At 35.3% G+C, this 23783-nt stretch carries 17 protein-coding genes and 1 tRNA gene; 14 read left to right on the forward strand and 4 right to left on the reverse strand.

Translation table 11 applies throughout. The annotated features are described in order from the left end of the window. Positions 1 to 77: 77 nt before the first annotated feature. Positions 78 to 1220, forward strand: a complete 1143-nt coding sequence (locus E5Z56_RS05725) for a tyrosine-type recombinase/integrase (protein WP_138156971.1) — start codon at positions 78 to 80, stop codon at positions 1218 to 1220. Between the two features lie 177 nt (positions 1221 to 1397). Here the strand turns inward: E5Z56_RS05725 and E5Z56_RS05730 are convergent. Beyond that, a tRNA-Trp gene (locus tag E5Z56_RS05730) sits at positions 1398 to 1473 on the reverse strand. 183 nt (positions 1474 to 1656) lie between these two features. Between E5Z56_RS05730 and E5Z56_RS05735 the strand changes: the two genes are divergently transcribed. Next, positions 1657 to 2340, forward strand: a complete 684-nt coding sequence (locus E5Z56_RS05735; protein WP_207668593.1) for an SHOCT domain-containing protein — start codon at positions 1657 to 1659, stop codon at positions 2338 to 2340. Between the two features lie 51 nt (positions 2341 to 2391). Here E5Z56_RS05735 and E5Z56_RS05740 read toward each other — a convergent pair whose 3' ends face one another. Both E5Z56_RS05740 and E5Z56_RS05745 read right to left on the reverse strand, forming a co-directional pair. After that, entirely contained in the window at positions 2392 to 3243 is an 852-nt protein-coding gene (locus E5Z56_RS05740) for a patatin-like phospholipase family protein (RefSeq protein WP_138156972.1), read from the reverse strand. 52 nt (positions 3244 to 3295) lie between these two features. Next, complete coding sequence (locus tag E5Z56_RS05745; RefSeq protein WP_138156973.1) at positions 3296 to 4762, reverse strand: UDP-N-acetylmuramoyl-L-alanyl-D-glutamate--2,6-diaminopimelate ligase; 1467 nt, start codon at positions 4760 to 4762, stop codon at positions 3296 to 3298. Positions 4763 to 5262: 500 nt separating this feature from the next. On the opposite strand from E5Z56_RS05745, the gene E5Z56_RS05750 reads away from it, so the two are divergent. From E5Z56_RS05750 to E5Z56_RS05770, 5 genes are all read left to right on the forward strand, one after another. Next, positions 5263 to 6537: an extracellular solute-binding protein gene (locus E5Z56_RS05750; protein WP_138156974.1), complete on the forward strand. Its 1275-nt coding sequence runs from the start codon at positions 5263 to 5265 to the stop codon at positions 6535 to 6537. A gap of 103 nt (positions 6538 to 6640) precedes the next feature. Beyond that, positions 6641 to 8143 carry a carbohydrate ABC transporter permease gene (locus tag E5Z56_RS05755; protein WP_138156975.1) on the forward strand — a complete coding sequence of 501 codons (1503 nt, stop codon included), beginning with the start codon at positions 6641 to 6643 and terminating at the stop codon, positions 8141 to 8143. Further along, the gene (locus E5Z56_RS05760) at positions 8140 to 8994 is read left to right on the forward strand and encodes a sugar ABC transporter permease (RefSeq protein ID WP_138156976.1); all 855 of its coding nucleotides are present in this window, start codon (positions 8140 to 8142) and stop codon (positions 8992 to 8994) included. The genes E5Z56_RS05755 and E5Z56_RS05760 overlap by 4 nt, the downstream gene beginning before the upstream one ends. A gap of 235 nt (positions 8995 to 9229) precedes the next feature. Next, on the forward strand, positions 9230 to 10846 hold the full coding sequence (locus E5Z56_RS05765) for an alpha-amylase family glycosyl hydrolase (RefSeq protein ID WP_138156977.1): 1617 nt from the start codon (positions 9230 to 9232) through the stop codon (positions 10844 to 10846). 201 nt (positions 10847 to 11047) lie between these two features. After that, entirely contained in the window at positions 11048 to 13369 is a 2322-nt protein-coding gene (locus E5Z56_RS05770; RefSeq protein ID WP_175405390.1) for a SpoIIE family protein phosphatase, read from the forward strand. A gap of 39 nt (positions 13370 to 13408) precedes the next feature. Here E5Z56_RS05770 and E5Z56_RS05775 read toward each other — a convergent pair whose 3' ends face one another. Continuing rightward, positions 13409 to 14569, reverse strand: coding sequence for an MGDG synthase family glycosyltransferase (locus E5Z56_RS05775; RefSeq protein WP_175405391.1), 1161 nt, complete (start codon positions 14567 to 14569; stop codon positions 13409 to 13411). A 286-nt stretch (positions 14570 to 14855) separates the two neighbouring features. On the opposite strand from E5Z56_RS05775, the gene E5Z56_RS05780 reads away from it, so the two are divergent. From E5Z56_RS05780 to rlmB, 7 genes are all read left to right on the forward strand, one after another. Next, positions 14856 to 16682 (forward strand): VanW family protein, encoded by a 1827-nt coding sequence (locus E5Z56_RS05780; RefSeq protein WP_138156980.1) that lies wholly within the window; start codon positions 14856 to 14858, stop codon positions 16680 to 16682. A gap of 219 nt (positions 16683 to 16901) precedes the next feature. After that, a complete protein-coding gene (locus E5Z56_RS05785; RefSeq protein ID WP_138156981.1) occupies positions 16902 to 19094 on the forward strand; it encodes a starch-binding protein in 2193 nt (730 codons plus the stop codon). A gap of 204 nt (positions 19095 to 19298) precedes the next feature. Continuing rightward, positions 19299 to 20540: a hypothetical protein gene (locus E5Z56_RS05790; RefSeq protein WP_138156982.1), complete on the forward strand. Its 1242-nt coding sequence runs from the start codon at positions 19299 to 19301 to the stop codon at positions 20538 to 20540. 63 nt (positions 20541 to 20603) lie between these two features. After that, positions 20604 to 21614, forward strand: coding sequence for a stage V sporulation protein AD (gene spoVAD, locus E5Z56_RS05795; RefSeq protein WP_138156983.1), 1011 nt, complete (start codon positions 20604 to 20606; stop codon positions 21612 to 21614). Positions 21615 to 22003: 389 nt separating this feature from the next. Then, positions 22004 to 22270, forward strand: coding sequence for a hypothetical protein (locus E5Z56_RS05800; RefSeq protein ID WP_138156984.1), 267 nt, complete (start codon positions 22004 to 22006; stop codon positions 22268 to 22270). 52 nt (positions 22271 to 22322) lie between these two features. Continuing rightward, positions 22323 to 22898 carry a DUF6512 family protein gene (locus E5Z56_RS05805; protein ID WP_138156985.1) on the forward strand — a complete coding sequence of 192 codons (576 nt, stop codon included), beginning with the start codon at positions 22323 to 22325 and terminating at the stop codon, positions 22896 to 22898. A 112-nt stretch (positions 22899 to 23010) separates the two neighbouring features. After that, the gene (gene rlmB, locus E5Z56_RS05810) at positions 23011 to 23769 is read left to right on the forward strand and encodes a 23S rRNA (guanosine(2251)-2'-O)-methyltransferase RlmB (protein WP_022504896.1); all 759 of its coding nucleotides are present in this window, start codon (positions 23011 to 23013) and stop codon (positions 23767 to 23769) included. Positions 23770 to 23783: the final 14 nt, after the last annotated feature.

Below are 23783 nucleotides of genomic sequence, written 5' to 3' on the forward strand. Positions count from 1 at the left end.
TGTAAAAGCCGATCAATATTGATATAATTGAGATGATGATTATTGGTCGGCTGGTCAATTAAGAAAGGAGAGAGAATATGCCGACCACAGGATATTTAAGACAAAAAAATGGACGTTATTATGCGGTTCTAAATCTCTATGATAGTACAGGTAAGAGAATCCAAAAATCTCACGCAACAGGGCTTACAGTCAAGAACAATAAGCGCAAGGCTGAACAAATATTGAAGCAACTCTGTGTTGAGTATGATAATAAGAACCTCAGTTTTTACTCTAACATAAAGGTTGCTGACTATTTCAAAAAGTGGCTTATAAGTATCCAGCCTGAGATAAGACCGAACACCTATCGTAGTTATAAGGGGAATATGGAAAACCATATTATTCCTTATTTCGAGAAATTAGGTGTTGAGCTTCAAGATTTAAAACCCTTCCAACTCACCGAATACTACAAGTCTAAGATTGGTGTTGTTTCAGTTACAACAATTAAGCACCATCATCAAAATATTTCAAAAGCTCTTTCTGACGCTGTTGAAAAAGGATTGATAACAATAAACCCAGCCACCGCTGCAAAAACGCCGAAGCAAACTAATAGCTTTAAAGCGGAGTTTTTGAATAAGGAGCAAATAAAGCAGCTTTTGAATTATCTGAAAGATACGAGCATTTTTCTACCAACTTATCTTTGTACGGTGTATGGTTTCAGAAGAAGTGAGGTGCTGGGATTAAAATGGCACAACATAGATTTTGAAAATGAAACAATATGGATCAGGGAAACATTACAGCAAAGCACCAAAGAGATTAGTGGACAGACAAACTATACATCCGAAACGAAAACAGAAAGCAGTAACCGTACTCTACCTATGATACCGAAAGTAAAACAGCTCCTTCTTGAACAGAAAGAGCGTCAGGAGAGAAATAGGGAATTTCTGAAAACAGGGTATATCGAAAGTGATTATGTATGTACTTTTGATAATGGAAAAGAACTTACTCCCAATTACCTAACAAAGAAATTCCATCTTCTCATAAAAAAGCAGAATGAGTTTCCTCAAATAAGATTTCACGATTTACGGCATAGTGTAGCAAGTAATCTGCTAAATGATGGCTTTACGACTGTTCAGGTTGCCGAATGGTTAGGTCATAGTAGCTCTACAACGACTTTAAAATTTTATGCTCATATTGACAAAACTTCAAAAATGGCAATTGCAAACAAGCTAAATGCAGGTTGATTCTACCAGTTTTATACCATTGTACACATCAAAAACAAACACCAAGTAAACACCTGATGATGACCAAAGTGGTGGAAAAGTGGTGGAAACATCAAAACTCACAAGAAACCGGAAATCAAGCAGAAAAAGAAAAAACCTCAGAAACGGCTTAGATAAGCCATTTCTGAGGAGTGGATTTGGCAGGGGCAGAAGGACTTGAACCCTCGGCACGCGGTTTTGGAGACCGCTGCTCTACCAACTGAGCTATACCCCTATATTCTCGAACAATGGTTATTTTATCATTAAATTTACCATATGTCAAGTGGTTTTATAATATTTATTGTGCTATTTTGTAAATTGTCAAAAAATTTCTATTTTTAACCTACCAGCATAATGATTTTAGTTGAATAAGTGATAAACTTATATCATTGATTAACATAATAATGGGGTGCAGTTTATGGAATATTACAAATTAGGGGAAGATGAATCTCCACTTTTTAAGTGTGATTGTTCAGATGATTTGAAAATTATTTTAACCAATTTAAATTTTGTGTTTATAAATATAAATAAAAGGTTACTGCATAGTGATGAAGCCGTTGTAGAGGTAATTCCTAAGGATGATGTAAAGTTTTATAATGAAAAGCCACAGATTAAGCAACAAGGTTCTTTAGTTGAAATGTACTTTAAACATCAGGAAAAATCAGTTACTTTCAACTCAAGAATGGATGCCTATAAATTTGTACATACTGCAAATGAACTTCTCACAGGTCACACTATGGCAGAAAGAGGTGCTGCTAAGGTTAAGGATGGCATTAATCTTGTAGATGACACTTTAGGATTTAGCACAGTGGATACAGTGAAAGGTGTTATTGAGAATGGTGTTATCGGTAGTATTTTTGGTGGAATTGGAAAGAAAAAGAGCAGAACTAAGAAAATATCAGGTAAATCTAACACCATAAAAGAGTCTGCGAAAAAGTCACTTCAAAGTGGTGTTGATGCACTTCAACAGAAGAATGTTGAGAAAAATATTAATGAATACAACAAGCAACTTGATAGTCTTAAAAAGTTGAAGGACTTAGTTGATAAGGGTGTGTTGACCGAAGAAGAATTTGAAAAGAAAAAGAAAGAAATTTTGGGATAATACAAAAGCCAACCGGTAATTTGGTTGGCTTTTTCATACTATTATAAAGTTTTATGAATTCAAATATTCTTGCAAATCGTTAAATCCGGTTCTCATTTGACTATATCCGTGATTATAGTAAGTGATTTTCTTATTATAGTCATCTTCGGTACGGGAAATTTCCGGAATTGTAGGACGAATAACAAAAACCTTGTTTTCCTTTTCAAGTTCAGCTAATTGTTCAGCTTGTTTTTTGTAATTTTCAGGTCTGCTTAGCATAGTGTTTAGAAAATCTTTATGTAAAGCAAACTTAGCTTTGTACAGCAAATCCATACTTTTTGAGGATGATGGATATTGATGAAGTCGTCTGGTTTGGATTACAACGATTTTCTTATATCCAAGTTCCATAGCTCTTTCATAAGGTAAAGAGTCGGAAACACCACCATCATAATATTTTTTACCGTCAATTTTTACTGCTTTTGAAATGATAGGTAGTGAACTTGATGCAGCACCAATGTCAAGTAATCTTTTTTCATCAGATTTTTCTGTTAAGAATTCAGCCTTGCCTGTTTCTAGGCTAGTTACAACAATTTCATTTGTTACTTTACTTGCAAAATATTTGTCAAATCTAAATGGATATTGTTTGTAGGGAAATTCGTAAAAGGCTTTCTTTAGGTCAATAAGTCCTTTGCCTCTTTTTAATGAACCTTTGCCAATCCATTCATCAGATTTGTTTGTAGGGAAAAGGCAATCTTTTGTTCTATTTTTCTGTTCTGCAATGTAGCTTAAAGCACAACAAGTACCGGCTGATACACTGGCAACATACTCGAATTGCATATTTTGTTCCAGTAAATAGTCCAATGCACCGGCAGTAAATAGTCCTCTAATAGCTCCACCCTCAAGAATTAATGCTGCTTTCTCCAAAACTAAAACCTCTTTCTTATATAATAGGGAGCAATTTCTTGCTCCCTAAAAATTATTTGTTCATATCTGCAATAATATCTGCAATAACTTCTCTTTCATCAAGGTGATACTTAACACCCTTGATTTCTAGGTAATCTTCATGTCCTTTACCTGCAAGAACAATAATGTCACCATCTTCTGCGTTTTCCATACAGTAACGAATAGCATCCTGTCTTTTTGGTACAACAACATATTTACCGTTAGTCTTTTTAAGACCACCTTCTATAATATCATTGATAATGTCCATAACATCTTCATCACGACTGTTGTCCTCAGTTAAAACTGAAAGGTCAGCCAGTCTACCGGCAGTTTCGCCCATTTCATATCTTCTAACCTTTGGTCGGTTACCACCGGCACCAAATAGTACAATCAGTCTGTGTGGGTTGTATTCTCTAAGTGTTTCAAGGATATTTTCCATTGATAGTGCATTGTGAGCATAGTCAATAAGTAGTGTATAGTTGCCCGGAACTTTTACTGCTTCAACTCTGCCTTTAACCTTAACAGTATCAAGACCTTTCAAGATAGCCTCATCAGAAATACCCATTTCAATTGCAGTAGTCATTGCAGCCAAGGCGTTATATACTGAAAATCTACCGGGAATGGCAACATTAACATCAAGTGTCTTAAGACCTTTTGTTTTGAAGTTTACACCGATATATCCCGGCTTTGAGATTAGATTGTCGTCATAACCTACAATATCAGCTTTTTCACTAAAGCCGTATGTTGTAATATCACAAGTAGCATTTTCTGTGATTCTGTCAAATACTTTGTCATCAATGTTGAAAATACCTTTCTTGCATTGCTTAAATAGTAAAGCCTTGCATTGTAAGTATTCTTCAAGGTCCTTATGTTCACTATCACCAATATGGTCATGACTGAAGTTTGTGAAAATACCATAATCAAAGTAAATAGCATCTGTTCTGTGCCACTTTAAGCCAAGGGAAGATGCCTCAATAATCATAACTTTACAACCGGCATCAACCATCATTCTCATAGCATGTTGAATTTCATATGATTCAGGAGTTGTGTTGTTGGTTTTATAAATCTTGTTTCCTATTATAATACCAAGTGTACCGATTGTTCCTGACTTAATGCCCTCAGCATCCAGAATGCTTTTTAACATTGCAACAGTAGTAGTTTTTCCTTTTGTACCGGTTAGAGCAATTGTAGTCAATTCTTTTTCCGGTTCACCAAAAAGCATTGCACTCATATATGCAAGAGCTTTTCTTGTGTCATCAACCTTGATAACTGTAATATCTTCCGGAATATCTACATTGTCAGAAATAACAACTGCACTTGCACCGGACTTAACTGCTTGAGGTACAAACTTGTGACCATCAACATTGTAACCTTTAAGTGCTACGAAAACTGTACCGTCAGTTACCTTTCTACTGTCATAAATAACATCGGAAATTTCAGTTTCTGTATTTCCTTTAATAAGAGTGTACTCTATATTTTGTAAAATTTTTGAAAGTTGCATAAAATACCCTTTCTGTGGAATTAACTTCCATCTTTATTTTCTATATAAAATGTATAAGCTAAATTTACAACTTTTTTTAAGGTTTGTCAAACAACATATTGTGCCATAAATTTTATTTTTGGTTATTTTACACTATAGATACGAAAAATAGTGTAGAAATAGGGGAGAATTCATCAGCAAGACATTTGGACTTCACATATTTTTCAATTAAGTAGAAAATGAATTGACACTTTGCACAAATGGAATATAAGCAAATTGAATAATAAAAAGATTATTAATTTGTGCAATATACACATTAGCAAATATTTTTATTGTTATTTTGCATAAATTTAATCCTCAGTTTTATAACTTTAGATAAAAAGTACAAAGGGAGTTGAAATTTACCCCTATTTTGTGGTACAATTTAGTCAAGTGATATGGTGAACGAAAGTTCTATCCTGAGGGAACAAGTAGTTACCGACACAAATTATTTATCTCTTTACAAAGGAAGGAAAATTACAATGAAAATCAAGAGAATTTTATCATTAGTTCTCGCAGCTGCTATGATGGCAGTTGTATTTGTAGGCTGTAGTAAGTCAGAAGATAAGACATCTTCAACAAGCGGTGCTGCAAAAACAGTAGAAGTTGAAAAGAACGCAAAGCTAAAGCTATGGGGCCCAGCTGCTTCACTTTCTATCTTAAAGGAACAGGCTAAGGCTTTTGAAAAGAAGTATGCTGACAAGAATGTTAAAATCGAAGTTGTAGCACAGGAAGAATCAGATGCAGGTACTCAGGTACTTAATGACTCTGAAGCTGCTGCTGACGTATTTGCATTCCCTTCAGACCAGCTCACAAAGCTAACACAGGCTAAGGCTCTTCTACCTGTATATGACAACTATGTTTCTGATATTTCAAAGAATCATACAGCAGCTGCTGTTGATACAGTTAAGGGTGACCTAAACGGTAAAGAAGTTCTATATGCATTCCCAGAAACAGATAACGGTTATTATCTAGTATATGATAAGTCAGTTGTTTCTGATGAAGATGCAAAGTCATGGGAAGGCGTTCTTGCTGCATGTAAGAAGGCTGGCCGTCAGTTCATCATGGATGCCGGTAACGGTTACTACTCATGTATGTTCCCATTCACAGGTGGTCTAAAGCTAGATGGCCTTGAAGGTGACGCTCAGGATACTCAGAAGTTCAACAAATATGACGAAAACGAAGTTGCACAGACAATGTCAGCTTTCTCAGAACTATTCCACAAGTATAAGGATACATTCGTATCTGCTACAGTTGATAAGATCAGTGCCGGTTTCTCAACAGCTAAGAGAACATGTGCTGCAGGTATTGACGGTACATGGAATGCAGCTGTTAACGAAGAAGCTCTAGGTAAGGACTTCGGTGTAGCAGTTCTACCAACAATCAATGTTAACGGTACAGACAAGCAGACAGTTGCTATGATCGGTTACAAGTACATCGGTGTTAAGTCAGTTACTAAGTTCCCTAACGCTGCTGAAGAACTAGCTAACTACCTAGTAAGTGCTGATTGCCAGAAGACAAGACTAGACAAGCTTGGTTGGACTCCAACAAACAAGGGCGTTGAAGTTGAAGGTAACGACGCTATTCAGACAATGCTAACAGAAGCAAAGACATTCGTTGTTCAGGCTAACATCATCCAGGCATTCTGGGATCCAATGGCTAACCTAGGTAACATGGTTTACAAGCCAGGCGAAAAGAGCGATGTAGCTACAATGAAGACACTTCTAAAGAATACTTTAACAAACATCAACAGCTAATTTAATTTAGACTGTTAATAGTTAAGATTTTTAAGTGCTGGAGATAACATCTTGTTATCTCCAGTATTTATGAATGGAAAATAAAGTATAAAGGAGTGACGTCATGAAATACATAGATTATGTCCAGCTAAATGCATTCCAGAAGTTTGGATATAAGTGTAAAAATTTCTTTGTGAATTTACCTCATAATCTTCTTAAGTTCTTTGCTGCAATTGGTAACTTCTTCAAGAAATTATTCTTAGGTATCGGTCACGGCTTTGCAAACTTTGGTAAAAGATTTGCTAAAGGTGACTGGGCAACAAAGCTATCTTACCTTATTATGGGTATGGGTAACTTTAGTAAGGGACAGTACATTAAGGGTTTACTATTCTTAATTATTGAAGCAGCATATGCAATGTTCCTAATTTTCTTTGGTATTGACCAAATTTCACAGTTCGGCACACTTGGTACTCAAGAAGGCGGACTTGGTATTGACCCAACAACAGGTGCTTACGGCTATGTTGAAGGTGATAACTCAATGCTTATCCTTCTATATGGTGTTACAACAATTGTTGTTTCAGTTGTATTCCTAGTATTCTATATTATGAATACTAAGTCAGCTATGAAAGCTCAAGAGCTAAAGGCTGAAGGTAAGCACGTTCCTACATTTAAGGAAGATTTAAAGCAGTTCGGTGATGAGAAGTTCCACGTTACACTTCTTTCTCTACCATGCCTACTAATTGGTGTATTTACTGTACTACCACTTATATTCATGGTGCTAATTGCATTTACAAACTATGACCACAGCCATCAGGTTCCTGGTCACTTGTTTACATGGGTAGGTTTCCAGACATTTAAGGATGTATTCAGTAATGTTGGTGGCGCTAACATGGGTGAAACATTCCTAACACTAACTGAATGGACAATTATTTGGGCTATTTTTGCTACATTCCTAAACTATTTCTTTGGTATGATCGTTGCTCTAATGATTAACAAGAAGGGCATTAAGCTAAAGTCACTTTGGAGAACATTATTCGTTATCACAGTTGCTGTTCCTCAGTTCGTTACTCTACTGGTTATGAACCAGATGCTACAGTATGACGGTGGTGCTATTAACGTTCTATTACAGAACCTAGGTTTAGCAAGAATTAACTTCCTAAACGGTTCAGCTCTAACAGCAAAGATTACAGTTATTGTTGTTAACCTATGGGTTGGTATTCCTTATACTATCCTAATTACTTCCGGTATTCTTATGAATATCCCGGCTGACCTATATGAATCAGCTACAATTGACGGTGCAGGTCCTGTAAAGAGTTTCTTCAAGATTACTCTTCCATATATGCTATTCGTTACAACACCATATCTAATCACAACATTTATCAACAATATCAATAACTTCAATGTTATTTACTTGTTATCAAGTGGTGGTCCTACAACAGATAAGTTGTACGGTGGTGCCGGTCAGACCGACTTGCTTGTTACATGGCTATTTAAGTTAACAATGAGTGCACAGGATTACAACTATGCTGCTGCTATCGGTATCTTAGTATTTATTGTTTGTGCATCCTTGTCACTAATTACATTCAATATGACAAAATCTGCTAAGGATGAGGAGGCATTCTCATGATAAAAAGTTACAAGTTAAGAAGAAATATCACAAATGCCGTTGTATATGTAATCCTTGCAGTTATGGGTATTATTTGGGTATCTCCACTAGCATGGATGGTTCTTCACTCATTTAGAGGCGAAGGTACATCAGCTGTTTATTACCTAATTCCTAAAACATTTACTTTCCAACATTACATTAACCTATTTACTGATACATCAATTTTGAACTTCCCAAGATGGTTCCTTAACACTCTTGTAGTTGCGATTTTCTCTTGTATCATTTCTACATTGTCAGTTCTAATGGTTTCATACGCATTCAGCCGTCTAAGATTTAAGGCTAGAAAGCCTCTTATCAACATCGGTATGATTATCGGTATGTTCCCTGGCTTTATGACAATGATCGCTATTTATTACCTATTAAAGGCAATGAATCTAACACAGACTCTACCTGCTCTTGTTATCTGTTACTCAGCCGGTGCCGGTATCGGTTTCCAGATTAGTAAAGGTTTCTTTGATACAATTCCAAGAGCACTTGACGAAGCTGCTACTATTGATGGTGCAACTAAGAATCAGATTTTCTGGAAGATTATCCTTCCAATGTCAAAGCCAATTGTTGTTTACACAGTTCTAACAGCATTTATTGGTCCTTGGACAGACTTTATTCTAGTTAAGATTATCATGGGTGATGCTCGTGATAACTACACAGTATCTGTTGGTCTACAGCTAATGGCTAGCCAGACTTACATTTCTAAGTACTATCAGAGATTCTTAGCCGGTTCAACTGTTGTTGCTATTCCTATTACATTGTTGTTCTTGAAGATGCAGAACTACTATGTTGAAGGTGTTACAGCCGGTGGCGTTAAGGGTTAATTTTACAAAATTTACTCCACAGGGTTTCCTGTGGAGTTTTTTGCTTTTGTATTCATCTTATATAATTAAAGTAACTTTGATTATATCAAAATAATAGAATGACAGTTGTACATATTGCATAAATTTGCTTGTTAATTTTCTGTAAACAGTCCTCTTATATGTAGGTGTGATATATTGATAAAGCCTAAGAAAAATGGTAAAATTAATATGAAATATTCTGTTAAAGGAGAAATCTATGAAAAAATTAGTTGCACTGTTTATGGTGTTGGTAGTTGCATCAACTGCCGTAGTATTTTCAGGTTGTACAAAGTCAACAGAAGATTTAATGGAAAATGCAAAAGTAAATCTTCCTAAGGATAAGTACAACACTTATTATCAAATTTGGATTGGCTCATTCTGCGATTCAAATAACGATGGTATCGGCGATATTCAAGGTATTATCAGTAAGCTGGATTACATTAATGACGGTGATGATAGTACAGATACTGACCTTGGTTATACAGGTATTTGGCTAAGCCCAATGATGCCATCACCATCATATCACAAGTATGATGTTAAGGATTATTACAACATTGACCCTCAGTTTGGTACACTTGATGACTTTGACCAGTTAATCAAGGAATGTGATAAGCGTGGTATTGATGTTATTATCGACTTTGTTCCTAACCATTGTTCCAGCGAACATCCTTGGTTCAAGAAAGCTCTTAAAGAAGCTGAAAAAGGCAACTTTAACGGCTATGCAAAGTACTTTAACATTAAGAAATCTTCTGAAACTGAATCAGGTTATAACTGCGACCCTAATGATAGCAGTATTATCTATGAAAGCAACTTTAGTGATACAATGCCTGAATGGAACTACGACTATGAAGGTACAAAGAAGGAAATGGCTAAGGCTGCAAAATTCTGGATTGATAGAGGTGTAGCAGGTTTCAGACTTGATGCAGTTAGATACCTATATTACAATGACTATGAAAAGAGTTCAGATACTCTAAAGTGGTTCTATGACACTTGTAAGAAAGAAAAGAACGACATTTATATGGTTGGTGAAGACTGGTCATCAGATATGAACGAAGTTTCTGCAATGTACAAGTCAGGTATTGACAGTTTATTTGCTTTCCCATTTGGTGATACCAGTGGTAAATTCTTAGTTAGTGTTATTTCAGGTTCTATCAATGACTATACAGATACACTTCTAAGTTATGAAAAGAAAACTAAGGAAGCTAATAAGGACGCTATTAACTCTTACTTCCTAACTAACCACGATATGAACCGTGTTGGTGACTCACTAACTGAGTTATATCAGAAGAAGATGGCTGCTGCCCTTTATATGACAACTCCGGGTAATGCTTTCACATACTATGGTGAAGAACTTGGTATGGAAACATATGATGAAGGTGATGACCCTGCAAAGAGAACTGCTATGATTTGGGATAGCGATAATCTTCCAAATGTTACTGCTAACGGTATTGACAGAGTTGAAGACAATACTGATGGTGGTGGCGTTAAGCAACAGGATAAGAACAAGGATAGCCTACTAAACTTCTACAAAAAGTTAATTAAACTTAGAAACTGTCACCCAGGCATTGCAAGAGGTACAATCTCTGCTTTACCTGATGATTTTGATGGTGGTACAGGTGTAGGTGGTTACTACCTAACATACAAAAACGAAAAGTATCTTGTACTTCACAACCTAGATACAGACAAGCACAGTTTTGAAATCACAGATAAACTAATCAATGATGATTACAAAATTGCCGGTATGTTTAGTGCAAAGAGTGGTAAGGTGTCAATCGAGAAAAATGTACTAACTTTACCTGCTTATAGCACAATCGTTTTACATTCAACAAAATAATTTTTTCTACCGATATAACGGTAAAAATGAGGAAAGCTCTCGACAATGGGAGCTTTCTTTTTTTATTCTACAAAGTAAAGGAAAACAAACTAAAAAGGTACATTCACATTGTGACAAAACTGTTGTGGGCAACTGACTATAATAAAAACACAATATCAAGGATATGAAATTACCCTTATTAATATGACAGGATGTGTAAAAATGACAGCAGTTAAAAAGCTACTTTCCGGTAGGTGGAATGACTTTAAAGAAAGTTCAACAGGAAAAAATATTTTGATGCAAAGCATATATTTTTTGTGTGGTGTGCTTATTTCAAGAGGTGCAGTCTTTGGGCAACTTTCTCCATTTGGAGCTGCATATGTTGCCTCAGTTCCGTATAGAAACCTTATAACTTCAATGCTTGGTACAATTTTCGGATATGTTGTCCTTGATCGGGAAAATTGTTTTAGATACATAGCAATTGTGGTTGCTATAGGTGCTATTAGATTTGTTGCAAATGATATTAAGAATATCAGCAAAAGCACTGCTTTCCCATCAATGGTAGCTTTTTTACCGGTATTTGCAACAGGCATTGCATTGCTTTTTTCCGATACTTCTCAGTTAAGTTCATTTGCACTTTGTACAGTTGAAGCACTAATTTCAGCATCAGGAGCATTTTTCTTAGATAGAGCAATTTGCCTTTGTTCCTCTAGGAGAAACTTAACTTCATTTACTCAGCAAGAACTTTCTTGCATAGTAATGTCAGGTTGTATTCTTTTACTTGCACTTGGTGGTCTTGGCATTGGTGAATTTTCCTTTGGCAGAGCCTTAGCAGTTGTGGTTGTACTTCTTTGTGCTAAGTTTGGTGGTGTTGCCGGTGGTACAATCGGTGGTATTTCAACGGGTGTTGTATTTTCTTTAAGTTCACTTTCACTTAGCTTTTTGTGTGGTGGTTTTGGATTTGGTGGTCTGATGGCAGGGCTTTTCTCTTCTACAGGAAAGATTGGTACTGCAGTTGCATTTATATTGTCAAATATAATAATGTCCTTTTCTTCCGGTGATAAGGACTTGATTTTTGCCTTAGCAGTTGAGTCTGTATTTGGGGCTGGGTTATTCTTTATGGTACCTAATGCAGTAGGTAATGTTGTTTCGGCCTTGTTTTCTCCTTGTGATGATGTAAATAGTGGCATTGCTTTAAAAGAAAATGTTATCAGTAGGCTTAACTTTTCTTCAAAAGCCTTGAAAGATGTATCTTCTTGTGTTACAAGAGTTTCTGACAAAATGCGAGAAATGAATGTTGATTCTTTTCCTGATGTTTACTTAAATGCCAAAGCAAATGTTTGTTCAAGTTGTGGAATGAGGGTGTTTTGTTGGGAAAGAGAGAAAGGTGTTTCTGAGGATGATTTTAACCGACTAACAGAAAATTTAAAGAAAAATTGCCACATAACTGTTGATGATATTGATGCTTTGTTTGTTAAGAAATGTTGTAGAAAATCTGAACTAAGTACTGCAATAAATCGGTATTATCAGTCTTACCTTATGAGTATGGAAAGTATGAGGAGAATTGATACTATCAGAGGTGGTCTTGCAGGTCAATTTGGTGGACTTTCCGACATATTAAAGGATATGGCAGATGAATTTTCTAAGACGGATGTGTGTGACTTAGACAGTAGTGAGAAAATTTCCTATATGCTAAGGCAATATAACCTTATTCCTATACTTTGCAATTGTAGGATTATGGATAGTGAAATGACAGTAGAAATGGAACTTTCCGATAGAAGCAAAGGCTCAATTAAAAAGTCTGTACTTAGGAGAGAAGTGGAAAAATGTTGTGGCAGAAGATTTCTTGATCCGGTAACTACTATTGCTCAGGATAGAGTAAGAGTTGTGCTAAACGAAAGACCACTGTATGAAACTGAAGTTGGCTCATATCAGCATATTGCTAACAATGGCAGAATGTGTGGTGACAGCATAGTATGTTTTAACGATGATAAAGGCAACTTTGTTTCCTTGATTAGTGACGGTATGGGTACAGGTGGCAGAGCAGCAGTTGACTCTATGATGACAGTAAACTTAATGGAAAAGTTAGTTAAATCAGGACTTTCATTTGACTGTGCTTTAGGGCTGACTAATTCAGCATTGATGGTAAAAAGCCAAGAAGAAAGTTTGGCTACAGTTGATGTTTCTTCAATCAATCTATTTACAGGGAGAACAGAATTTCTGAAAGCCGGTGCACCTTATACATATGTGAAAAAGAAAGGTAGGGTGATGCGAAAAGAAATACCATCAATTCCGGCAGGTATATTAAACGAAGTGTATTTTACAAAAGAGGAAACCACCCTTTCCGGAGAGGATATGATTGTTATGTTAAGTGATGGAGCTATTATGGGTGACGATAAATGGCTGCTAAGTTTAATAAAGTCTTGGAATAAAGGTAGCTGTCAGGAACTTGCCGAGGCAGTTGTTGAAGAAGCTATGAGACATAATGAAGGAATAAAAGATGATGATATAACTGTACTTGCAGTAAGGTTAAAGGATAATTAAGGAAAAAATAAAAGCCACATAAAAATGTGACTTTTACAGTTAGTTATTAGATTGATGAAGTTTTTCTTCAAGTAGTCTGTAAATGTTTTGACTGCTATTTTCTTTCTTGAAGATATGTATGTTGTTACGCATCATTTCAAGTTCTTGGTCATTGGCAATAAAGTCATTTAGCTGATGTATTCCTTCTCTGCCTTTTCTAAGGGTAAAGGCTAGGTTATGCCTTTTTAAGAACTCAGCATTGTCTTTTTCTTGACCGTCATAAGAACGGAAAATTGCCATAGGAAGTTCCTTAGCCATAGCTTCCGAAACAGTAAGACCACCGGGTTTAGTGATGATTAAATCACTGGCACTCATATAGTCCTCAATGTTGTCAACAAAGTAACATAGCTTTGTAGGAATAGTGATTTTTACTGTTGGTTCTTTTTTGTTCTTAATAACGCCACTTCTCACCATATGACGGAATGTTCTAAACAACTTTTCGTTTTTACCGGTAACAACAATCAGTTGATAATCACTAGGGTACTTGTTTAGGTTCTTGTAAATTTCAAGAATGTTAGTAACACCAAAAGAACCTGCCATCATCAGTACAGTTTTCTTGTGAGGGGAAAGTCCCAGCTTTTCCCTCATAGCGTACTTATCACAATGCTTGTAGAACTCTTCATAAATCGGAATACCCAAAGGATAGATAATAGAGCAGTCAACATTGTATTGGTCTCTAAGCTGATGAACAATATCGTTGTTAGCTACAATATAAGCATCTACAAGGTCATTAATATATGCAGCATGAGCAGCATAGTCTGTAACAATGCTAAATAGCAGAGCATTTGTACGACCTTTCTTTTTAAGGGCAGATACCATCTCTGTGCAAAAAGCATGACAGCTGATTACACAATCAGGCTTAAATTTATCAAATAACTTTCCTAACTTTCTTGAGTAAAAAGAAGCAATACCATGAACTGCCTTGTCTAGGAAAGAAACCTTGTCAGCAGAGTTATATATTTTACCGTAAAGTCTGGGAGTTTTGTTTGCAAAGAACAAGTAGCCCTTGGTAACAATCCAATGTAAAAACTTAGAACTGTACATTAAGGCATCCTCAATAACAACCTCATTACCTTCAACATTTTCTATTGTTTTTTTCAGAGCAAGACTGGCTCTGTGATGACCTCCACCGGTATCGGTCAGTAATATTAACACTTTCATTTTATTCACCATATAAATTTCTAATACTAATTATATAAAAAAATATCGGACTTTTCAACAAAACTACAATAATGATACTTCTTTTTATATAAATAATTTGTCATTATATGTAACTTCCCTAAAAACTAATGTTTTAGCCAATATATCTTTGTCATTAATTCGACAAAAAGTTACAAGGTTGTCACTTTAATTTTTCGGTTTATTGTAGTATTCTTATAAGTAGGACATTATACGATTATTAAGAAATGATTAAGAGAAAGAGAATATGTAAGAAGGAGAGTTTTCTGTGAGTAGAGATTTGGATGAACTAAATTATCTTGCCGATTTAGAAGATGACGACAACTTTGAGCCATCTGACTATAATACACAAGATATGCGTAATATAAATGAAAAAGTAAATCGTATTCTTTATGGTAAGAATGATGAACAGGCTAAAAACGAAAAGTCAGAAAATAAAGACTCTGACCAAGTAGATATTAGCAAAAAGGCAACAAAGCCTGAACATAAAGAAGAAAAGAAACCTGAACACAAAGAGAAAAAGGTAGAACATAAAGAGAAAAAAGAAAATAAAAAGCAAGAAGAAAAGAAAGAAAATGAGCCTTCTAACAGTAACCCTACCGAAGAATTAGTTGACATAACTAAAGCTCCTGAAAAGGTTGATGATGCTGAAGATGGAACAAAGAAACCAAAGAACAAAAAGGCTATTGTAGGTTCAATTATTGGTGCAGCAGTTGTACTTTGTGTTGTATTGGTGTTTGTTGTTCAAGGTGTTGTTTCTCCAAGTAACAATAATGTACAGCAGGAAACAACTACTTCCGAAACTAAGCCAACTGTAGCTATTACAAATGACAAAGGTGAATTTGTATTTGCAAAGGGTACTAAGGTCTCAGGTGTTGATATTGGTGGCTTAACAGTAGTACAGGCTAGAATTCTTCTAAAAAGTGAAGAAATTAAGTCTAGACCAAAGATGAACATTACAGTTAATGTTGATGGCGAAGAAACAACATATACCGAAGATGACTTTACTTTTAAATATGATACTTCTACTGTTCTTGATGATGAAAAGATTATCTCAAAGAGAATGGCTGACGGTACAACTTATCCAACAACAACTGATAGCAACGGTAATGAGTATGCTAAAGAACAGGTAATGAAGATTTCTGCCAGTCTAAACCAGTCATCTGTTGATAAGCTAATTAATAAGATTTACAAGAAATATAATGTAAAAGCAGAGGATGCAAAGGTAACTAAGTTTAACCCTGATTCAAGTCCTATGTTTACTTATGAAGAAGGTAAGTCAGGTCTTGAAGTAGATAAAGATGATTTACAGTCACAGATAAATTCAATTATCGAAAAAGGCAATGCTTCCGGTACATATACAGGTACAGTTACAGTTACAAGAAATGCAACTCAGCCTAAGTATGATGTTGCATTCCTAAAGAAAAATATGCAGTTACTTGCTGCTTGGGAAACATATTCAACAAATGATGCTAACGGTAATCAGAATATGAAAGTTTCTCTAAAGGCTTGTAACGGCAGTATTATTGACCCGGGTGAAACTTGGTCATTTAACGGTTGCACAGGCAACAGTAACGATACTTCTCTAGGCTATGCATCAGCAGGTGTTATTGTTGACGGTGACTTTACTGATGGTGTTGGTGGTGGTATCTGCCAGTCCAGTACAACAATTTATAATGCAGCAGTAAGAAGTAACCTAACTATTGCAGAGCGTTCACCTCATACTTATCCATCAGCATATGCTAAGAGTGGTTTTGATGCTGCTATTGACTATGGCAACCTTGACCTAAAGCTAAAGAACGATTCTAAGTATCAGGTATTCCTAGCTTGTTATATGGAGGGTACAACTCTTCATGCAGCATTCTACGGTATCAAGGATGATTCTTATGATGTAATTGATACATATAGTGAAAACTATGATATTCAGTCATCTTACTATAGAGCAAGATCATATAGAATTTATAAGGATAGCAAGGGTAAAGAAATCAGCAGAGAAGAATTGCCAAGTTCATATTATAGTCTAAAGAATGGTGCATCTGTTCAGACACCTGACAGTGGTGGTACAGACTATAAGCATGGTGGTCATGTAGAATAAAATACAGTTAAATTTTAAGGGAGTCCCAAAGACTCCCTTATTTTTATGAACAACTTAACAGAATATATTATGTTTGTTCACAGTCTTGTAATTTAGTTTGTATTTTTTGCATTATAAAGCCCTTAATTCTTTGTTTAAAGATACAAAATAACTGAAAGGTACTGTACAAATTTATTCAATATGCTATAATTATTTACAGAAAATCTTTGGAGGGTAACTATGAAACATATGAAAAGATATGTAAGCGTACTACTAACACTTGCAATTATGCTAAGCTGTACATTAATCACAATGGGTTCAGTTTCAGCTGCTGAAGGTTCAAGAGCATATTTTGATAACTCAAAATACAATTGGGCACAAGTTTATGTATATGCCTACGGTACAAAAGAAAATGCAAAATGGCCTGGTCAGTTAATGGAAAAAGGTGCAGATGGTCTTTATTCTATTGATTTTCCGGCTACATATAAATCAGAAAATGTGATTTTCAACAACGGCCTTGAAAAAGGCGAAGGTAAAGAACAATTTCCTGAAAATTCAGGTCTTAGCCTAAAGACAGGTGAATGTAAACTTTTAACTGCTGATTCTCAGTGGGTTGATTACGGTAAGATGGATGACCATGCTTATGGTTTTTCTTACACACCATCAGGTACTGCTTTCAGCAAAGATTACATTGAAGTAAAACTTGGTCTAAAGGGTAGCAAGACAGGTTCTTATTCTATTGACGGTTCAGCTAAGAAAACTTACGCTAACGGTGATACAATCAGAGTCGGTGAAGGTAAAATCGGTAACAGCACAATTAAACTAACTCTTACAACTAAGGGTAGTGATGCTGTTGAAACAACTCAAGAATATACATTTAAGAAAACTTTTACATCAACTAAGACAACTTTCTCTGCTAAGTCAGACGGTCACACAACTGATGCAGAGGGTGGCTACTATGGTACAAACCCTAATATGCAACTTGGTAAGTACAAGACAATTACAGTTGATGGTAAAACAGATGATTGGGATAGCTCAATGATTATTGCTCAGGGTGTTGCTAATGACGACCCAAGAGTATATATGCCATCTTCAATGCACGAACAACCTTGGGATGCATACGCACTATATGGTGCATGGGATGATGATAACCTATACTTTATGTGGGAAATGGCAAACACAACTTATATTGTTTCACCAAGTGATAACTTTGCTGCATCAAACGAAGCAAGACCATGGAGAAACAGTATTCCAATGTACCTAGCACTTTCTATTGACCCTGACAAACAGGCAACAGGTAAGGCAGTTGGTACAGATAAGTCAGGTGCTACATACACAAATCCATTTGTTTGGGGCTGTGACGGTGGTACTGCTAAAGACGGTGGTACATCATTCACAACACATATTGATACACTTGTAGCAATGGACTCTAACAATTCAAACGGTGGTGCATCAATCTTTAAGGCTGATACTAAGGATACTGACGGCACATATATGTTTAACTATGACACAAGAATTCCTATTGGTGTTCGTTCATTCCAAGCACAGGACAACCAAAACGGCTTTAAGATTAAATATGCTAATGGTACAAAGAGTGACTCAATTATCGGTGTAAACGGTGCAAAGGGTAGCCGTAAACTTGGCGACAACCTTGACCCTAACTCAAACTGGGTTGACTTTAAGGACCTTGGCTACAAATCAGAATATGGTTACATCTATGAAGTAGCTATTCCACTAAAAACTCTAGGTATTGATAGAAACTATATTGAAACTAAGGGTATCGGTGCAATGCAGATTTTAACATACGGTACTTCCGGTATGGATACATTACCACATGACCCATCAATGCTAGACAATGCAAATGTTGAATATAGCTATGACCCATCAACTTCTCACGAAAAGGAAGATATTGATAATATTACAGTACCACTAGCAAGAATGGGTGCTTTACTATCAGATACAGTTGTAAACGAAGCTCCTCTTGAAATTAACTGTGGTGCAGACAAAAACTCAGGTCAGGGTGTTGGTACTGCAATTACTCTACAGTCAGAAGCATATAACAATAAGGGTAATGTTTCTTACGAATTCTATGTAAATAACGAAAAGCTAACTAACACAACAACAAATACTGCTAAGTGGACACCATCAAAGGATGGTAGCTATTCACTAAAGTTTGTTGCTAAGGATTCTAACGGCAAAACTGTTGAGAAAACTATGCTATATACTGTTGGTGAAGCTAGTAGCGAAAAGCTATTAGGTGATGCTAATGGTGACGGTAAGGTAGATGTTAAGGACGCAACATTAATTCAGAAGTATGTTGTTCTAATGGCAGATATTGCTCCTGAAAACTTATCAGTTGCTGACTACAACAAAGACGGTAAAATTGATGTTAAGGATGCATCAGCTATCCAAAAGTCAGTACTTAACCTATAATTTAGTTAATAGATTTTGTTCATTAAAATTTTTTCTCCAGAAAAAAGAATATTTCAAGGAAAGAACTGTCGTTAGGCAGTTCTTTTCTTTTGTCATTTATGTACATTTAGTAAATTTTGTTCAGTCTTTATTTATAAATTATAACTATTGAAAAGATTTCTTATATAATAGTATAATTGTAGTATAATATTGAGGAGGATATTTATGAATAAAACTAAGAGATTGATTTCAATTCTAATGGCAATAAGTATTGTTGTTAGCGTACTAATGGTAGGTTCTGTTTCAGCATCAGCAGTAACTGCTACTGCTATTAAGGATGTTCCTACATACAAAAGCAGAACTGCTTATATTGACAGTGTAAGAAAAGGCACAACTCAAGCATCAGACAGTTTTGTTGATACTTTTGAGAAAGTTTATTCTTTCACTTTAAAGGATAATGCAAACTTTATGCTTAACTTTGGTTTTACTAATCATACACAGTATAACTGGGATGAAACGTATCTTGTTGAAGTTTATACTGACCCTAACTTGCTTTATAAGAAAGATTTAAATGTAATTAAAAATGATAACAACAATGAAGCAATGTATGGTTTCTTAGGCAAAGGTACTTATTATGTAAAGGCGTATTACGAGAATAAGAAAGCTACTAAAGTAAGCAACAACTTCTTTATGTCACTAGGTCAAGTTAACAAAAACACTAAATTCACTACAGTTTCTTATGTAAGAACTAATAGCAACAAGACAGTTACATATAGACTAAATACTATAGATGATCCACAAACTGTTTATGTTCATACTTGTAACTATGGCAGAACAACAGGAACTACAACTAGAGTTTGTGGTAGCACAGTAACACTAAATGCTAAGAAGGAATTTAACTATACTTACAAAAATCAAGACCCTAATGCACATATGAGTATTTGGGTTAAAGATGTAAACGGTTATGAGTCCGAAACATATGCTCTTTGCTTAAATAAGTATACTGCAACAGTAGTCGGTGTTAAAAATAAAGATTATACCGGCAAGAATGTTGGTCAAAGTGGCCTTTCTGTAAAGGCAGGTTATGATGCTGCAAGTTACAGACTAAGCTATAGAAATAACAAGAATGTAGGCACTGCAACAGTTTATATTAACGGTAGTGGTACTACAATCGGTTCTGTTGCAAAGACATTTAGAATTGTACCTAGCAAAATCACTAAGGCAACTTCTAAAGTAAAGGGTAGCAAAGCTACTTTATCTTGGAGTAAGTCAAAGGGTGCTAAGAGATATGTTCTTCAGAAAAATGTTAAGGGCAAGTGGAAAAATGTAAAAACACTTTCTTCTACTTCTTACAAGTTAACAGTATCTAAAGGCAAAACAACTTTCAGAGTTTACGGTACTGCAACAGTAAGCAAAAAGGCTTATAACGGCTATGGAAAAACATTCACAGTAAACAGAAAGAAATAATTTAAATTTAATAAAATAAAAGAACCTCTTTTGCACATAATAAGTGTAAAAGGGGTTTTTCTTATGATAAAAAGAGTTGGCTCATATACAGTAGAATTTATGCATCCACCAATAATAACAGGATACAGCTCAGTAGTTGGCAAGAAAGAGGCTGAAGGTCCTTTAGGAAAATATTTTGATAAGATTTTTTACGACTCAAGGGCTGGTCAACCTACTTGGGAAAAAGCAGAGGCTAAGTTTCAGCAAGAGGCCTTTATTGGTGCAATGACAAAAAGCAAAACACATCCGGAAGACATTGACTTTGTTTTTGCAGGGGATTTATTAAATCAGCTTATAAGCTCCAGTTACTCAATGAGAAGTTTTAATATTCCTTACCTTGGTCAGTATGGTGCTTGTTCAACAATGGCTCAAGGAATAATTATGGCATCATTTACAGTAGGTGGTGGAAGTGCAAGAGAAACAGCAGTTGTAACTTCATCACATTTTTGTACAGCAGAAAGGCAGTACCGTTATCCTTTAGAATATGGTGGTGTAAGACCACAAACTGCTCAATGGACAGTAACAGGTTCAGGCTCTGTAATTGTCAGTAACGAGGGTAAAGGCATTGAAGTGGTAAATGCCACAGTAGGAAAAATTGTGGATAAAGGGATAAAGGATATAAACAATATGGGTGCTGCTATGGCACCGGCAGCTTACGATACAATTTTGACCTATTTTAATGATACCAAGACCACACCTAAGGATTATGACAGAATTTTTACCGGTGACTTAGGTCAGGTAGGTTCGGAACTTTTACATCAATTACTAAATGATGATGGTTATAACATTGATAGTATTCATAGGGATTGTGGACTGATGATTTTTGATAGGGATACCCAAGATGTTCATGCAGGTGGTTCAGGCTGTGGATGTGGTGCATCGGTACTGTGTGGCAAAATTTTAAAGGATATGGAAAAGGGTAAGTACAATAATGTATTGTTTATAGCTACAGGTGCATTGATGAGTCCAACTGCAAATCAGCAAGGAGAGAGTATCCCGGGAGTTGCACATCTGATACATTTAAAATGTCAATAGTAAATAGTAACAACAAAAGTGCCTCTATAATAGGGGTGCTTTTGTTGTTTATGTAAGAATTTTTAAATTTTTTGTTTTATTTTTGTAACTTCCTTGACAGAGGTATTATTACTAATTGTAATATAATTATGTTGAAAACCATATGGAAATTGTTAATGTGAAAAACTTTCCTTGTAGAAAAATGCATTATTTTTAGAGTATTAGTGGATAACTTTAAGGGTTTTCCTAGTTGTCAACATAGTTTTCCACATAAATGTTAGTAAAATGTTAGTTTACTATTTGTATAATTGCAATTTTAATTGTTACAAAGAATTATCAAATTTGTTTTATTTTTGTTGATTACATACTAAAAATCAGGTCAAAAATATACATAGAAAGAGGGTTTTGCTATGTTAAGAGGCATAAACAGACAAGTTCTTGAAATTACAGAAACCAACAATATGTATTACGAAAAGGCATTGCTTGTGGTTCGTCCTGAATATACAGATGCTCAGAAAAATGTTTTGGAAAGAGAAGCAAAGTTAATGCTAAGACGAATGTACCCACCATCAGCAATTAAAATAAAGTCTAAGATTATTTATTGGTCAATTAGGCTAGGCATTTCTGCCTTAATAGGTGGACTGGCTACTGCTATAATAATATTACTTTCTATGTAATCTTATACCTAAGCTATTCATATAATTTTATATAAATTATATGGAGGCTGTTATGAAAGTTAAATTTTTTCGTAACCTTGAAATAGTAGGTGCTTTCTTTGTATTTTCTTTGGCATTTTTGTTGCACTATATTTATCAACTAACTGACGGTACGGTTTTTTCAATTCTCTTTGGTGCAGTTAATGAGTCTGTGTGGGAAAATACAAAAATATTTCTCATTGCATATGCTATTTGGGGACTTGTGGAGCTTTTGGTTTCTAATGTGTATTTTAAGCCATTTGTTGTGGGCAAAGTCCTTGGCATTTACTTTATGGGATTTTTTATAATTATTATGCACTATTTGTTTTCACTTTTTGTTGGGGATAAAATGGTCGGTGTTGATATTGCTATTGGCATTTTTGCAGTTATTTTTTCTCAGATTATTTCTTATAGGGTTGCTTTAAGTGATAAAAATTTCGGTGCTTACTTTATACCCTCATTATTTTTGTTGGGACTGTTCCTTATTGCGTATTTTTCCTTTACGGTTTTCCCACCACATATGGGACTTTTCAAAGATGAAACAACAGGCTTTTACGGAATTTTGCCGAATTATGTAGATAAAGGTGCAGCAGTTTTAAATAATCTGTAAAACCCCATAATTATTTTAGTTTTTTTATGTTTTTGCTTTTACTTAATTTCCTTTTGTGTTATACTTATTCTGTACAAATTACTAGAAAAGGTATAAACAAAAGGAATTTTTTATGGAACAAAATAAACAGAATTTAGATAATCAGAGAAATGATATAATTGCAGGTCGTAACCCTGTTATGGAGGCAATCCGTAGTGGCAGAAGTATTGAGTCAATCCTTGTTGCAAAAGGTGAAAGAAGTGGCTCAGTTGTTGCAATTATTGCAAAAGCAAAACAGAAGAATATTCCTGTTAAAGATGTTGACTCAAAAAAGCTGGATTTCTTAGCTAAAGGTGTAAACCATCAGGGTATTGTTGCTCAATGTGCAGTAAAGGAATACAGTACACTTGAGGATATTTTTGCTTTAGCAGAAGAGAGAGGGGAAAGTCCTTTCATTATTGTTCTTGACAAGATAGAAGACCCACACAACCTAGGTGCTATTATTCGTACTGCAGAATGTGCCGGTGCTCATGGTGTAATTATTCCTGAAAGAAGAAGTGCAGGACTTTCTTATACAGTAGAGAAAACTTCTGCCGGTGCATTAGAATATATGCCGGTTGTAAGAGTTAAGAATATTTCAGCAGTACTCCAAAAGCTAAAGGATAAAGGTATTTGGGTTTATGGTGCTGATATGGACGGTGAACATTACAAGAAAGTTAATTTTGATGGTGCAGTTGCCCTAGTAATCGGTAATGAGGGTAAGGGTATCAGTCCACTTGTTGCAAAGGATTGTGATGTTATAGTTTCACTTCCTATGAAAGGCAAAATCAATTCTCTTAACGCTTCTGTTGCAGCAGGTATTTTAATGTATGAAATAGCAGACAAAAGATAAATAGGAGAGAAACA

The sequence above is a fragment of the Ruminococcus bovis genome (assembly GCF_005601135.1).
In the GTDB taxonomy this organism is placed as follows: Bacteria; Bacillota; Clostridia; order Oscillospirales; family Acutalibacteraceae; genus Ruminococcoides; species Ruminococcoides bovis.

What these genes read in the sequence shown, in the direction of transcription:
- E5Z56_RS05725 (WP_138156971.1), top strand. Translation starts at nt 78, where the DNA reads ATGCCGACCACAGGATATTTAAGACAAAAAAATGGACGTTATTATGCG.
- E5Z56_RS05735 (WP_207668593.1), top strand. Translation starts at nt 1,657, where the DNA reads ATGGAATATTACAAATTAGGGGAAGATGAATCTCCACTTTTTAAGTGT.
- E5Z56_RS05745 (WP_138156973.1), bottom strand. Translation starts at nt 4,762, where the DNA reads ATGCAACTTTCAAAAATTTTACAAAATATAGAGTACACTCTTATTAAA.
- E5Z56_RS05750 (WP_138156974.1), top strand. Translation starts at nt 5,263, where the DNA reads ATGAAAATCAAGAGAATTTTATCATTAGTTCTCGCAGCTGCTATGATG.
- E5Z56_RS05755 (WP_138156975.1), top strand. Translation starts at nt 6,641, where the DNA reads ATGAAATACATAGATTATGTCCAGCTAAATGCATTCCAGAAGTTTGGA.
- E5Z56_RS05760 (WP_138156976.1), top strand. Translation starts at nt 8,140, where the DNA reads ATGATAAAAAGTTACAAGTTAAGAAGAAATATCACAAATGCCGTTGTA.
- E5Z56_RS05765 (WP_138156977.1), top strand. Translation starts at nt 9,230, where the DNA reads ATGAAAAAATTAGTTGCACTGTTTATGGTGTTGGTAGTTGCATCAACT.
- E5Z56_RS05770 (WP_175405390.1), top strand. Translation starts at nt 11,048, where the DNA reads ATGACAGCAGTTAAAAAGCTACTTTCCGGTAGGTGGAATGACTTTAAA.
- E5Z56_RS05775 (WP_175405391.1), bottom strand. Translation starts at nt 14,569, where the DNA reads ATGAAAGTGTTAATATTACTGACCGATACCGGTGGAGGTCATCACAGA.
- E5Z56_RS05785 (WP_138156981.1), top strand. Translation starts at nt 16,902, where the DNA reads ATGAAACATATGAAAAGATATGTAAGCGTACTACTAACACTTGCAATT.
- E5Z56_RS05790 (WP_138156982.1), top strand. Translation starts at nt 19,299, where the DNA reads ATGAATAAAACTAAGAGATTGATTTCAATTCTAATGGCAATAAGTATT.
- spoVAD (WP_138156983.1), top strand. Translation starts at nt 20,604, where the DNA reads ATGATAAAAAGAGTTGGCTCATATACAGTAGAATTTATGCATCCACCA.
- E5Z56_RS05800 (WP_138156984.1), top strand. Translation starts at nt 22,004, where the DNA reads ATGTTAAGAGGCATAAACAGACAAGTTCTTGAAATTACAGAAACCAAC.
- E5Z56_RS05805 (WP_138156985.1), top strand. Translation starts at nt 22,323, where the DNA reads ATGAAAGTTAAATTTTTTCGTAACCTTGAAATAGTAGGTGCTTTCTTT.
- rlmB (WP_022504896.1), top strand. Translation starts at nt 23,011, where the DNA reads ATGGAACAAAATAAACAGAATTTAGATAATCAGAGAAATGATATAATT.